Origin of the sequence: Flavobacterium sp. (assembly GCF_039595935.1) — a bacterium.
Taxonomy (GTDB): domain Bacteria; phylum Bacteroidota; class Bacteroidia; order Flavobacteriales; family Flavobacteriaceae; genus Flavobacterium.
This window is the reverse complement of record NZ_JBCNKR010000005.1, coordinates 96999-110555: the sequence shown is the minus strand read 5'-3', so window position 1 is coordinate 110555 and position 13557 is coordinate 96999. Positions and strand designations below refer to the sequence as shown.

Sequence of the window (13557 nt, the reverse complement as noted above, 5' to 3'; positions counted from 1 at the left end):
TTACTTTGTAAATATGAAATGGAATAATTATATAAAAGACTATCAATCGTATCTGCGAATTGAAAGAGGCTTGTCTAAAAATACAATTGAGAACTATAGCTTTGATATTGAGCGTTTGCGTCTTTTTTTGGAAACCAATCAAATTGATGTTTCTCCTATAAAAATTACAGATGAAACCGTTCAGCAGTTTATATATTCAGTTTCAAAAGAAGTAAATCCGCGTTCGCAGGCTCGTATAATTTCTGGCTTGAAGAGTTTTTTTAATTATTTAATTTTTGAAGATTATCGAAATGACAGCCCTTTAGAACTTATAGAAAGCCCTAAAACAGGAAGAAAATTACCGGATACATTATCTGTAAAAGATATTGATGCGCTTATAGCGGCGATAGATTTAAGCAGTAATGAAGGAGAGAGAAATCGCGCGATTTTAGAAACACTTTATGGCTGCGGTCTTAGGGTTTCGGAATTGGTTACGCTCAAAATATCAGATTTATTCTTTGACGAAGGTTTTATTAAAATTACCGGAAAGGGAAATAAAGAACGTTTTGTGCCAATTGGTAAACTGACTCAAAAATATATGCAGATTTATAGAGATGAAATTCGGGTTCATCTTACTATAAAAAAGGGCTGCGAAGATACTTTGTTCTTAAACCGCAGAGGAAATCAGTTAACACGTGCTATGATTTTTACCATTATTAAAGATCTCGCTGTAAAAATTGGTTTGCATAAAAATATCAGTCCGCATACATTACGCCATTCTTTTGCAACACATTTACTGGAAAATGGTGCCGATTTAAGATCTATTCAGTTAATGCTGGGGCATGAATCGATTACAACTACAGAAATTTATGTGCATTTAGACAGAAGTTTCCTTAAAGAAGTAATGCATTCTTATCATCCACGAAAGTAATTTTTTTAGGCAGAGCCTGCATTTTTAAAGCAAAAAGTTTTAACTTGGTATTACATTTGTATAGAATGGAAGTAAATTAAAAGAATTTAGAGGGTTTTCTCATATCCAATAAAATATTATTTACTCAAATAGCGGGCATATGGTTTTTGACTTATACAGTAATGAGGATTGCTTAGAGGTGAACAATTTTTATAAAAAATTATTTGCCGAAATGCCAGATTTGCTTTTTCAATTTATTATCGACAATGATAATCAATATACCTTTCCTTTAGTAAGTAAATCAGCTGATGAAATTTTTGAACTTTCAAACAGAGATTTTACCGACAACATAAAGTTTACAATTTACGACAGGATTTTTGAACAGGACAGGGAACTTTTTTTTCAGTCCTTAGTAAATGCGCGTAAGGAAATTAAACCCTGGCAATTAGAATTTAGAGCTGTTCTTCCCAAAAAAGGACTTCGCTGGTTTAAAGTTTCGGCCAGAACAGAATTATCGGCAGATGGAAGAGTGAGTTTTTTTGGTCATATTTCGGATATCACCGAATTAAAAGACAAAGAAGAAAAGCTTCGTATATCCGAAGAACGTTTTCAGTTTGCACTCGATGCTTCTACCGTTGGAATTTGGGATTGGGATATGGTGACCAATAATGTTTTTTATTCTTCACTTTCGTTAAAAATCTTAGAATTAGAATCAGCGGATATTTTTGATGATCCGGAACGATGGGATAAAATCGTGCATCCGGATGATCTCCCAAAATATTATTCAGATATTAGAGAACATTTTGACAATAAAATTCCATATTACGAAAATTACCATCGTGTAATGACATCCAGTGGAAATTATAAGTGGATTTTGGACAGAGGAAAAGTGATTAAACGCGATGAAAATGGTAAGCCGCTGCGTGTAATAGGAACTCATACCGACATTTCGGCTCAAAAGGAAAAAGAACTGGAACTTTTGAAAACAATGAAATTGTATAGCGATCAAAATAGCCGACTGCTGAATTTTTCGCATATTGTTTCGCATAATCTAAATACGCAGGCAGGAAACATAAAGTCAATTCTGGATTTTATAGATGCTGATGGTGATAAAGAAACGGTAACAGAAATGCTGGAACATTTGCGAACTGTTTCAAATGATTTGAATGAAACAATTTCAAATTTAACTCAAATAGTAAAAACGCAGAGTAATATTAATATAGCCGTTGTTCCGCTTAAGCTTTGTGAATATATCGAAAAAACTATTTCGACAATTAAAGGGTATGATAACCATAAAAAAATAACGATCATAAATAATGTTCCGCAGTATTTAACGATTAATTTTAATCCGGCTTATCTGGAAAGTGTGCTGTTGAATTTTACAACCAATGCTATAAAATATGCACATCCGGATCGTGAACCGGTTATTGTTTTTGATTTTGGAATTGAACCTGAGGGTTACAAATCGTTAAAAATTACAGATAATGGCTTGGGGATCGATTTGAAGGTATATGGCGATTTATTATTCGGAATGTATAAAACGTTTCATAAACACGAAGATGCACGCGGAATTGGCTTGTATATTACCAAAAATCAAATTGAAGCCATGAAAGGAACGGTTTCGGTAGAAAGTGAAGTTGGAGTAGGTACGAGCTTTAAAATCGTTTTTAATGATCTTTAAACAATAAAAAAGGCCGTCAAACGACAGCCTTTTTTATTGTTTAATATTTTGAGAATTATTTCGCAATATTTACCGCTCTTGTCTCTCTAATTACCGTTACTTTTACCTGTCCCGGATAAGTCATTTCAGTTTGAATTTTTTGTGAAATTTCAAATGAAAGGTTTGCAGCGTTATCATCAGAAACTTTTTCACTTTCTACAATTACACGAAGTTCTCTACCAGCCTGAATTGCATAAGCATTTTTAACTCCGCTGAACCCGTAAGCAACATCTTCAAGATCTTTCAAACGCTGGATATATGAATCCAGAACCTGACGTCTTGCACCTGGTCTTGCTCCGGAAATAGCATCACAAACCTGAACGATTGGAGATAATAATGATTTCATTTCAATCTCGTCGTGGTGCGCTCCAATAGCGTTACATACTTCATCTTTCTCGCCATATTTTTCAGCCCACTGCATACCTAATAATGCGTGTGGTAGATCACTTTCTGTATCCGGCACTTTTCCAATATCATGAAGTAAACCAGCTCTTTTTGCTAGTTTTACATTTAAGCCTAATTCAGCCGCCATGATACCGCAAAGTTTAGAAACCTCTCTCGAGTGTTGTAATAAGTTTTGTCCGTAAGAAGAACGGTATTTCATTCTACCTACCACTTTAATTAATTCTGGGTGTAAACCGTGAATACCTAAGTCAATTACAGTACGTTTTCCAACTTCGATAATTTCATCATCGATTTGTTTAGCTGTTTTAGCCACAACTTCTTCGATACGAGCTGGGTGAATACGTCCGTCAGTAACTAATTTATGTAAAGACAAACGGGCAATTTCTCTACGAACAGGATCAAAACAAGAAAGAATAATAGCTTCCGGCGTATCATCAACAATGATTTCAACTCCGGTTGCAGCTTCAAGAGCTCTAATATTACGACCTTCACGACCAATAATACGTCCTTTTACATCGTCAGATTCAATGTTGAAAACAGAAACGCAGTTCTCAACTGCTTCTTCAGTTCCAACACGCTGAATGGTATTGATAATGATTTTTTTAGCTTCCTGCTGTGCAGTAAGTTTGGCCTCTTCAATAGTTTCCTGAATGTGAGACATAGCTTTGCTTTTAGCTTCGGCTTTTAAGCCTTCTACTAATTGTTCTTTCGCTTCTTCTGCAGAAAGACCTGAAATTACTTCAAGCTGTTGTAACTGGCTTTTGTGTAATTTATCAACTTCCGCTTGTTTTTTGTCTAAAACTTCGATTTTGTTGTTGTATTCAGCAGTTTTAGCTTCAAACTCGTCGTTTACTTTTTTAGCTTTAGAAAGTTCGTTAGAAACCTGAGATTCTTTATCGCGCACACGCTTTTCTACTTCGGCTACTTTTTTATCGCGTGCCAAAATAACTTGTTCGTGTTCAGATTTTAATTCGATAAAACGTTCTTTTGCCTGAAGAATTTTATCTTTTTTAATATTTTCGGCTTCTAAATTAGCATCTTTTAAAATTGAAGCTGCTTCTTTTTTAGCATTTTTGATTAAGTTAGAAATATTACTTTTCTCGATAATTTTAGCTATTGCAAAACCTGCCGCAATACCTACAATACCAATAATGATCGTTATGATGTCCATGTTTGTTAGGGTTTATATATAAAAAAAGCCTACATTAATTGCTTGTATAAACTCGTAAAGACAAGTTTTGAGCTAACTCACTGTTCAAGTTTCCCAGCCAAATGGAGGGCATACTATAGTAGCGACGATTTGCTCATTCTAAATTGTTAGTGTTGAGTTTACCAATTGTGAACTAATGTAGGCAGTATCTTAGTTTATGTAAAGAACGTTTAATTTTCGAGATATTGATCTAAAAGCGTATTTAATCTTTTAATTCTTTCGATAGTTTCTTCGCCATCGATTGCGTTGTCAATTTGTTTTTGTTCCACTTGCGATGCAAATTGCAGGGCGCACATGGCCAATACATCTTGTTTATCACGAACTGCGTAGCTTTCTTCGAACTGCTTAATCATAGCATCAATTTTTTTTGAAGCGCTTCTAAGCCCTTCTTCCTGACTTGGTTCAACCGTTAAAGGATAAACTCGGTCGGCAATTGATATTTTAATTCTAAGCTTTCCGTCCATATTTTTCTAATCTGAAAGTTGCGCTATACAGTAATCAATTTCGCGGATTAATGAATTTATTTTAAGCTTTGTCTCTCTCTTGTTATTGTCGCTGCCAAGCAACGAATTGGCTATCTTAAGTGTTTCATATTGCTTTTTCAAAGCTTCCATTTCTTCAGATTGTTTCTGGATAATTTGCACGGCTTTGGCTAATTCTAATCGTAAATCCTGATTGTTTTTCTCCAGGCCTTTTGACTTTTCAAAAAGCTTTTCGACTTTATATTCAAGAGTATCAATTATTTCGGCAATTACACTCATTATAAATCCTATTCATTACTTAATCATACAAAGTTAGTATTCCTTTTTATTAATGCAATTTTTTCTCGATTTTTTTGCATTAAAAATAGACAAACAAATGAAATTCAATTAATTGTGTTTTTGTAGGTTTTTCTTCGGTTTTTACCTGTTAATTTTTTATCTTAGCAAAAATGTTTTTTATGAAATTTACTGTACTTGCCCTATTATTATCTCCTTTTTTATTCGCCCAGACACAATATCCTAAAGATTATTTCCGCCCGCCGCTTGATATTCCAATGCAGTTATCGGGGAATTTTGGTGAATTAAGACCAAACCATTTTCATGCAGGTTTTGACTTAAAAACAAATCAAAAAGAAGGATTGAATGTTTATGCGATTGCAGACGGATATGTGTCAAGAATTAAAATTTCTACTTTCGGAAACGGAAAATGTATTTACATCACGCATCCAAATGGTTATACTTCTGTTTACGGTCATTTGCAGACCACAGTTGGGCCAATTCAGGATTATGTAAAAAAAACACATTATGAGCAAAAAGCTTACGAAATAGAAATGTTTCCAAAACCAGATGAACTTCCCGTTACAAAAGGACAGCTTATAGCGCTTTCCGGAAATACAGGATCTTCAGAAGGACCTCATTTGCATTTTGAAATTCGCGATACTAAAACAGAATTTGTCATCAATCCAATTTTCTTTGGCTTTGACCAAAATATTAAAGATACCAAAAAGCCAACTTTGTCAAGTTTATATGTATATCCATTAGATAATGCGACGGTCAACCAGTCTAAACAGCCTTTGCTGGTTAACATGACACTTCAAAAAGACGGAACATATCTCGCTGCAAAAGTAAAAGCAAACGGAAAAATTGGTTTTGGAATCAATGCCGTTGATACTGATGATGTTTCTTTTAATAAAAATGGTGTTTTTAATGTGTCGACTTTTTTAAACGGAAATCAGAATTATAATTATCAGTTTAATACGTATTCATTTGATGAAATGCGTTTCATTAACGCCTTTATTGATTATCCGAGATATAAAAAAACAAGTCAGCGAGTTCAGAAACTTTTTATGAAAACGCCTTTTGCTTTAAGTATTATTAAAACGGATTCGCTTCGTGGTATAATTACGCCTGAACCTAATCTGGCATCGACTTACAGAATTGAAGTTTCGGATTATTTTGGCAATCAAAATTCGATTACAGTTCCAATTGAATATGATACAGAAACTCCGATTGTGCCATCAGAACCGGTTACATCTAAATATTTTGTTCGTTATAACCGCGATTCAAATTTTGAGAAAGATAATATGTCTGTTTTCTTTCCGGCTGGTACTTTTTACGAAGATTTCAATATGAATTTTGATGTAAAAAATAACAAAGTTTATATTCACGATGATACAGTTCCGGTACATTCGAATTTTACAATTACGATAAAAGATACCCTTTATCCTGAATCCTTACGCGATAAACTTTATATCGGAAAAGGAACAAGTTATAACGGAACCATTAGAAAAGGGGATGTTTTTACTGCAAAAGCTAAAGTCTTAGGGCAATACGGCTTAGTTCTCGATACAATTGCTCCGGTTATAAAAATTACAAAACCGGTTGAAGGGAAATGGATCAGCGATCAGAAAAAAATTGAATTTACTATTGGAGATTCTTTATCAGGAATTAAATCTTATAACGGCTACTTAAACGGAAGCTGGGTTTTATTTGAATATGAAAACAAAAACAGAAAAATCACCCATACTTTTGACGATCAGTATTTGACTGAGGGTGAAAACTTTTTAAAAATTGAAGTTGTTGATAATGTAGGAAATTCTACTATCTTTGAAACTCATTTTTTTAGAAGTCAACAAAAATAAAATCCAAATCTTTGAATAAAAACAGGTTAATACTCGCTTTACTTTTTCTGTGCTTTAGTTGTATTTCATTGGCTCAAAATGCTCATGTTAAAGGTATTATTTTAGATAATGAAAAGCATCCTGTTTCAAATGTCAATATTACTTCGGGCAAAAATGCTGTGCAGTCTGATGCAAATGGTTTTTTTGAAATCGATGTGGTTTCCAATAAAAAAGCTTCGATTATTTTTACCCATATTTCTTTAAAAATGATCAGCCTCACGGTAACTTTAAAACCAGATGAAGTTTTTGTTTTTAATCCTGTAATGAACAATTCTCAGGAACAAATGGGAGAGGTTTTTGTTTCATCCCGAAACCGAAAAAGAGTTCAGGGAATTACAAATGTTGACGTTGCCACCATAAAAAAGATTCCGGGAGCAAATGCCGGGATCGAAAATATTCTAAAAACCCTTCCCGGAGTAAACTCAAACAATGAACTTAGCACTCAATATGCCGTTCGAGGCGGAAATTATGATGAAAACTTAGTGTATGTAAACGAAGTCGAAGTATATCGTCCGTTTTTAATTCGTTCAGGTCAACAAGAAGGATTAAGTTTCACGAATACAGATTTGGTTCAGAATGTCGATTTTTCGGCTGGAGGTTTTCAGGCAAAGTTTGGAGATAAATTATCTTCGGTTTTAGATATTACGTATAGAAAACCAACGCAGTTTGGTGCTTCTTTGGAAGCCAGTTTTTTAGGTGGAAGTGCTTCTGCAGATTTAGTTTCAAAAAATAAAAAATGGTCTGCCGTAACCGGAGTTCGTTATCGAAATAACAGTTTATTGGTAAACAGTCAGGATACGCAGACGAATTACACGCCAACTTTTGCAGATATTCAAACGAATATTAATTATGATATTTCTAAAAAATGGCAGATTAGCTTTTTGGGAAATATTTCGCAGAACAAATATTTGTATCAGCCTTTAACCCGCGAAACTAAATTTGGGACAATCGATCAGCCAATGGCGCTTGCCGTTTATTATGAAGGACAGGAAAAAGATCAATATGATACTTATTTTGGAGCTTTAAAAACCACATATAAAGTTTTGCCAACCTTAACTTTAAAATTGATAGGTTCTTTATTTCATACTACTGAAAAAGAACATTTTGATATTTTGGCTCAATATCGTTTAGGAAATGTCGATACCGAAAATCCAAACGATGCATCTAACATTGATTTTACAAGAGGAATTGGTTCTCAATTGAATCACGCCCGAAACGATCTTGATGCTTTAATTGCCAATATGGAAATTAAAGGAACGAAAGACTGGAAAGAAAGTCAGCTTGAGTTTGGATTAAAATATACCAGAGAATCTATCAGGGACAGAGTAGTAGAGTGGGAAGTAATCGATTCTGCAGGATTTTCAATAAATCCGCCTTTGGTTATTCTTCCGGAAAATAATCAGCCGTATTCACCGTATACCGGACCGCTTTTGCCATATCAGGATATTCGCGCGACAAATTTCAATACAATTAACAGATATTCGGGTTATGCTCAATGGAATAAACAGTCAATGCTTGGGTCAAGTCAGATTTGGTACCACATCGGAGCTCGTTTTCAAAGCTGGCAGGTTTCCGGAGCTGCAGAAGAGGGAAAAAATCAGACTGTAGTGAGTCCGCGAGCACAGTTTGCTATAAAACCGGATTGGGATCGTGATATGGTTTTCAGGATTTCCGGCGGATTGTACCATCAGCCTCCATTTTACAGAGAGCTTCGTGATCTGGATGGAGTTGTAAATCCGAATGTAAAGGCACAGGAAGCTGTTCATGTCGTTTTGGGGAATGATTATAATTTTAAAATGTGGAACCGTCCTTTTAAATGGGTTACGGAAATTTATTATAAATCACTTTCGGATGTAAATGTTTATTCAATAGACAATGTCAGAATTAGATATGTGGCTAATAATAATGCCAAAGCATATGCGCAGGGACTTGATTTTAGATTGAATGGTGAATTTGTGCCGGGAACTGAATCGTGGGTAAGTTTTGGATATTTGAAAACAGAAGAAAATTACGAAAACAAAGGGTATATTGCCCGCCCAACAGATCAGCGTTTGAAATTTGCAATGCTTTTTCAGGATTATATGCCAAATATTCCGAGTGTAAAAGTATATTTGAATTTAGTTTATAATACAGGACTTCCGGGTGGTTCACCTGCTTATTCTGATCCGTATTTATACCAAAATCGCTTAAATGATTACAGAAGAGCAGATATTGGTTTTGCTAAAGTTTTTGTTGACAGCAGCACGCAAAGCTCTAAAACAAGCTGGCTGAAAAATTTTAAAGAATTAGCTGTAGGTTTAGAAATTTTCAATCTTTTCAATAATCAAAATGCGATTACTAATACCTGGGTTCGCGATGTGTATTCTAAAAATCAATATGCGATTCCAAATTATATGACTTCCAGAGTTTTTAATATAAAACTGAATGCGAGATTATGATCGAAAAGCGTAAAAAGAGAAAAAAACTTTTTTACGTTCCGGGGATGATTTCTTTGGTTTTGATTCCATTGTTTTGTTTGTACCATTTTTATAGAGTTGAGGCTTTTAAGGTTTATCATAGTATAGATATAAGTTTGCCAGATTCTAATCAGAAAAAAGCGCTTTTAGTAATCAAAAGAAATTATCATGTATTTGTTTTAAATAATACTGAAGATTTAGAAAAAACAAAATTGAATGATCTTCAGCTTGCATTAAGAAAAATGAAACGAGAACATGATACTATAAATGGTATTAAAATTCATTTGGGAAATGAAATGAGTTATGAAGTATACATTAAGGTTTTAGACTTTTTTGCAATAGAAAAAATGCCTATATTCATTCAAAATGACAATGATTTTTTGGTTTTCATGATGCCAAAGCCTAAACCTAAAAAAGATTTAAAAAGAATAGTTGCCTTTAAGTGTTCTTATGAAGAAGTTAATAGGGAATATTTCTTAGAGCAAGCACGAAAAAGAAAGTTACAACATGATTTGGCTTTATATAAAAAGAATTGGATTTTATTTTTTGCTTACTTCGGAATAGTGGTTTTAAATATCTTCGCACTAGTAAAATTCAATAAAAACCAAAATTACAATCAAAAATAGTATATTTGATAATTGAATATAATTTGTCGATGAAAAAGTACACTGCCTATATAGCCTTAGCCGTTATCGGAACCTTAATTAGCTGCCGAGAAGAAGTTCAAAAACCAAAAGTAAGTTACGATGTGTCAAACAAAGTAAGTGTTACAAAAGCAGATTCTACTCAAATTGAAATTGCTGATCTGCCTATTCAAATGGAAGGAACAGATTATTTAATTCATCCTGTTGGCGATTTAAGGGTTTTTGAAAGAGGTTCAAAAGCGCGTTATGGCTCTTCGAGTGTAAACGATGTGAGTTTTACAATTTCGAATTTAGGCGAATATGAAATTACGGGATATCTTCAAAACCTGAAATTTCAAAAAACAGATTCTGATTCAATTCATGCCTTATCAGATAAACCTGTTTTGATTTTAACAGCGACGTATTTAAAAACTGTTGCCGATAAAACCAAAAATAAAATCATGGTTTATACTTTAACAGATTCTGATACAAACAAAGATGGTAAAATTGATACCAGTGATATTAAAACTTTGTATTTAAGTGATATCAGCGGAGAAAACTTTACGAAAATTTCTGCCGATTTACAGGAATTGGTAGACTGGAATTTAATCGAATCTAAAAACCGTTTGTATTTTAGAACTATTGAAGATACGAACCAAAACGGTCAGTTTGATAAAAATGATGTTTTACACTACAATTATATTGACTTAGCGTCTAAAAAATGGGAAGTGAAGAATTATAAGCCTATTTAGAGGTTCTGATGCTAAGGTGCTAAGACTCTAAGTTTTTTCTCTTGCCACAGATTAAAAGGATTAAAAAGATTTTTTTAACTTTAAGATAAATAGAAGAAAGCCTGTTAAAAATACAATTTTTAACAGGCTTTCTTTATGCGAAAAATGAAAACTTAGAATCTTAGCACCTCTCAAATCAATATATCACTTTCAAGATCTGATTTTTCGATTTCGAAGCCAAAATCTAATCTTTCAACCAATTCGATAACCAGTTTTTTGTACCAGTTTTCAGATTTGGGATGAATATAAATCTTTTCAATCAGCTGATTGATGTCGACATTTATTTTTATTCCGTCATTTAATTTAATATCGTTTTTTGAAGTGTCAGTAAGAATTCGGACTTCACGTTCATACTGAAAGCTTTTTCGTTTAAATAAAAAGGGAAAAAACAAATCATCAAACGGAATATATTCTTTTTTGTAATCAATATAGTTGACTTCGCCAATATACTGGTCAAAGTTGCTTTCTGGTTTTACGGCTTTTTGAAGTCTTCCAATTGTAGACTGAATGGCTAATCCTTCGTTGTTTTTTGTGAAAATCTGCCACATAGCAAAAGATTCATATTCGTTAATATGCCAGCTGCTAATGGCTACTTTTTCGCGATGCGTTTTGTAGTAATTTAAAAACTCCGGATTATCTACGGCTAGTTTTTTAATCTCTTCATAAGTAGGTTCGCTAAAAGTGCCTTCGTATTGATCTTCAAATTTATCAGACCTGGACATGAAAAGTTTTTTTGAAAGCAGTAAATCCAGAAATTTAGATAAGTCGAGATATTTCCAAACAATAGTATCAGGGTCGTCTGGCAGTTTGATGTTGGGGTTGTTAAGATACATTTTCGGAAAGAATTAATGATTTTAATCTTTAACTAACCTAAAGTTATAAAATAAAACACAGATTAAAGAAATTAAACGGAGTTTTAATATTTCCTTAATCTGTGTTGATTATTTGGGTATATGTTGTGTCTTATGATTCGAAAGACTGCATGGTTACAAGTTTGTTGTAAGTGCCGTTAAGGGCAATTAATTCGTCATGTCTTCCTTGCTCAACAATTCTTCCTTTTTGCATCACCACAATCACATCAGCTTTTTGGATGGTAGAAAGACGGTGAGCAATAACTATCGAAGTTCTGTTTTGCATCATATTTTCAAGAGCAATCTGAACAAATTTTTCACTTTCGGTATCTAATGCAGAAGTTGCTTCATCCAAAATCATAATTGGAGGATTTTTCAATACTGCTCTGGCAATAGACAAACGTTGTCTCTGACCACCTGAAAGTTTGCTTCCACTGTCTCCAATATTAGAATAGATTCCTTGTGGTAGATCTTTCACAAACTCATAAGCATTGGCAATTTTTAACGCTTCGATAATTTCGTCATCGGTTGCGTCAAGTTTTCCTAGTGCAATGTTTGCTTTAATAGTATCATTAAATAAAATAATATCCTGTGTTACTAATGCCATCAAACCTCGAAGAGAATGTAGACTCATGTCTTTGATATTGATTCCGTCAATAGAAATTGTACCTTCGTTTACATCATAAAAACGAGTCAATAAATTCGCAATAGTACTTTTTCCACTTCCAGATTGTCCAACAAGAGCAACGGTCTGTCCTTTTTTGATTTGAAGAGAAAAATCTTTTAAAACATTTTCATCTTCATATTTAAAGTTGATATTCTGAACACTAATGTTGTTATCAAAAGTTGTTTTTTCGATTGCATTTTCTTTTGAAACAATTGTGTTTTCCTGATCTAAAATTTCTAAGACACGTTCAGCGGCAGCATTTCCTCTTTTTACTCCATAAGAAGCTTTAGAAATTGCTTTTGCCGGAGTCAGGATATTATAAGCTAATCCCATATAGGCAATAAACGACGCTCCTTCTAAAGTTTTGTCGATTAAAACCATTTGTCCTCCGTACCAAAGTAGGATCGCAATAACCGTGATTCCCATAAACTCACTGGCTGGAGAGGCTAAGTTTTGACGGTTTCCAATACTGTTTGATAAATTGAAAAAACGATCTGTAGAGTTTCTGAAAACAGTATTGAAATAATTTTCAGCGTTATATCCTTTTACAACTTTTAATCCGCCTATAGTTTCTTCAATAGTAGATAAGAACGTACCTTGTTCTTCCTGTGCTTTTGTAGATTGCTTTTTAAGCTGTTTCCCAATTAAAGAAATAATGTATCCTGAAACCGGAATAAAAACAAAAACAAACAATGTTAATTTAGCACTGATAATTAACATGGCGATTATCGTAAATACAATGGTCAAAGGCTCTTTAACAATAAGCTCTAAAATAGCTAAAAAGGAAGTTTGGACCTCGTTTACATCTCCGGCAATTCTGGAAATAACATCGCCTTTTCTTTTTTCAGAATAAAACGCTAAAGGCAGTTCTAAGGTTTTTTTGTATAATGCATTTCGCATATCTCTTAAAACTCCATTTCTTAAAAAGTTGATGAAAAACATAGCCAGATAATCGGCTAAATTTTTCAATAAGAAGATAGAAATAATTATGCCAACCATTACCGAAAGTATAAACCCGGGATTGTTCGGATCATTATTTTTTGTGATGTAATAGTTGAGATAGTTTTCTCCGTATTCTTTTATGTGGGTGATTCCTTCATAAGCAGGCATGGTTGTCAATTTCTTGCTTTTGCCGAATAAAACCTGCAGCATTGGAATTAATGCCATGAATGAAAGTGTGCTGAAAAGTGCATACAAAACATTAAAAAAGATGTTTAAGAATGCGTATCTTTTATAAGGGTATATAAAAGGAATTATTTTTTTGTAATTACTCATTTAATTTT

The 13557-nt window shown here is 33.5% G+C and carries 11 protein-coding genes; 6 read left to right on the top strand and 5 right to left on the bottom strand.

Features of this window, described 5'->3' with window-relative positions:
* Positions 1-13 precede the first annotated feature (13 nt).
* Positions 14-910, top strand: coding sequence for a site-specific tyrosine recombinase XerD (gene xerD, locus ABDW27_RS07735; RefSeq protein WP_343695716.1), 897 nt, complete (start codon positions 14-16; stop codon positions 908-910).
* 139 nt (positions 911-1049) lie between these two features.
* Positions 1050-2570: a PAS domain-containing protein gene (locus tag ABDW27_RS07730; protein WP_343695371.1), complete on the top strand. Its 1521-nt coding sequence runs from the start codon at positions 1050-1052 to the stop codon at positions 2568-2570.
* A 55-nt stretch (positions 2571-2625) separates the two neighbouring features.
* Here the strand turns inward: ABDW27_RS07730 and rny are convergent, their stop codons facing one another.
* The 3 genes from rny to ABDW27_RS07715 all read right to left on the bottom strand — a co-directional run bounded on the left by rny (position 2626) and on the right by ABDW27_RS07715 (position 4985).
* The gene (gene rny, locus ABDW27_RS07725) at positions 2626-4185 is read right to left on the bottom strand and encodes a ribonuclease Y (protein ID WP_343695370.1); all 1560 of its coding nucleotides are present in this window, start codon (positions 4183-4185) and stop codon (positions 2626-2628) included.
* A 209-nt stretch (positions 4186-4394) separates the two neighbouring features.
* Positions 4395-4688 carry a cell division protein ZapA gene (locus ABDW27_RS07720; RefSeq protein ID WP_343695369.1) on the bottom strand — a complete coding sequence of 98 codons (294 nt, stop codon included), beginning with the start codon at positions 4686-4688 and terminating at the stop codon, positions 4395-4397.
* Between the two features lie 6 nt (positions 4689-4694).
* Complete coding sequence (locus ABDW27_RS07715) at positions 4695-4985, bottom strand: hypothetical protein (protein ID WP_057124074.1); 291 nt, start codon at positions 4983-4985, stop codon at positions 4695-4697.
* A 179-nt stretch (positions 4986-5164) separates the two neighbouring features.
* Between ABDW27_RS07715 and ABDW27_RS07710 the strand changes: the two genes are divergently transcribed.
* The 4 genes from ABDW27_RS07710 to ABDW27_RS07695 are packed head-to-tail and all read left to right on the top strand — an operon-like array spanning position 5165 to position 10717.
* Positions 5165-6847, top strand: coding sequence for a M23 family metallopeptidase (locus ABDW27_RS07710; RefSeq protein ID WP_343695368.1), 1683 nt, complete (start codon positions 5165-5167; stop codon positions 6845-6847).
* Positions 6848-6858: 11 nt separating this feature from the next.
* On the top strand, positions 6859-9324 hold the full coding sequence (locus ABDW27_RS07705) for a carboxypeptidase-like regulatory domain-containing protein (protein WP_343695367.1): 2466 nt from the start codon (positions 6859-6861) through the stop codon (positions 9322-9324).
* Positions 9321-9968 carry a hypothetical protein gene (locus tag ABDW27_RS07700; protein WP_343695366.1) on the top strand — a complete coding sequence of 216 codons (648 nt, stop codon included), beginning with the start codon at positions 9321-9323 and terminating at the stop codon, positions 9966-9968. Before ABDW27_RS07705 ends, ABDW27_RS07700 begins: the two co-directional genes overlap by 4 nt.
* Positions 9969-9997: 29 nt before the next feature.
* Positions 9998-10717 (top strand): hypothetical protein, encoded by a 720-nt coding sequence (locus ABDW27_RS07695; RefSeq protein ID WP_343695365.1) that lies wholly within the window; start codon positions 9998-10000, stop codon positions 10715-10717.
* A 170-nt stretch (positions 10718-10887) separates the two neighbouring features.
* On the opposite strand, the gene ABDW27_RS07690 is transcribed toward ABDW27_RS07695, so the two are convergent.
* Together ABDW27_RS07690 and ABDW27_RS07685 are read right to left on the bottom strand one after the other, a co-directional pair.
* Positions 10888-11589 (bottom strand): hypothetical protein, encoded by a 702-nt coding sequence (locus ABDW27_RS07690; RefSeq protein WP_343695364.1) that lies wholly within the window; start codon positions 11587-11589, stop codon positions 10888-10890.
* A 130-nt stretch (positions 11590-11719) separates the two neighbouring features.
* A complete protein-coding gene (locus ABDW27_RS07685; protein ID WP_343695363.1) occupies positions 11720-13549 on the bottom strand; it encodes an ABC transporter ATP-binding protein in 1830 nt (609 codons plus the stop codon).
* Between the last annotated feature and the right edge of the window lie 8 nt (positions 13550-13557).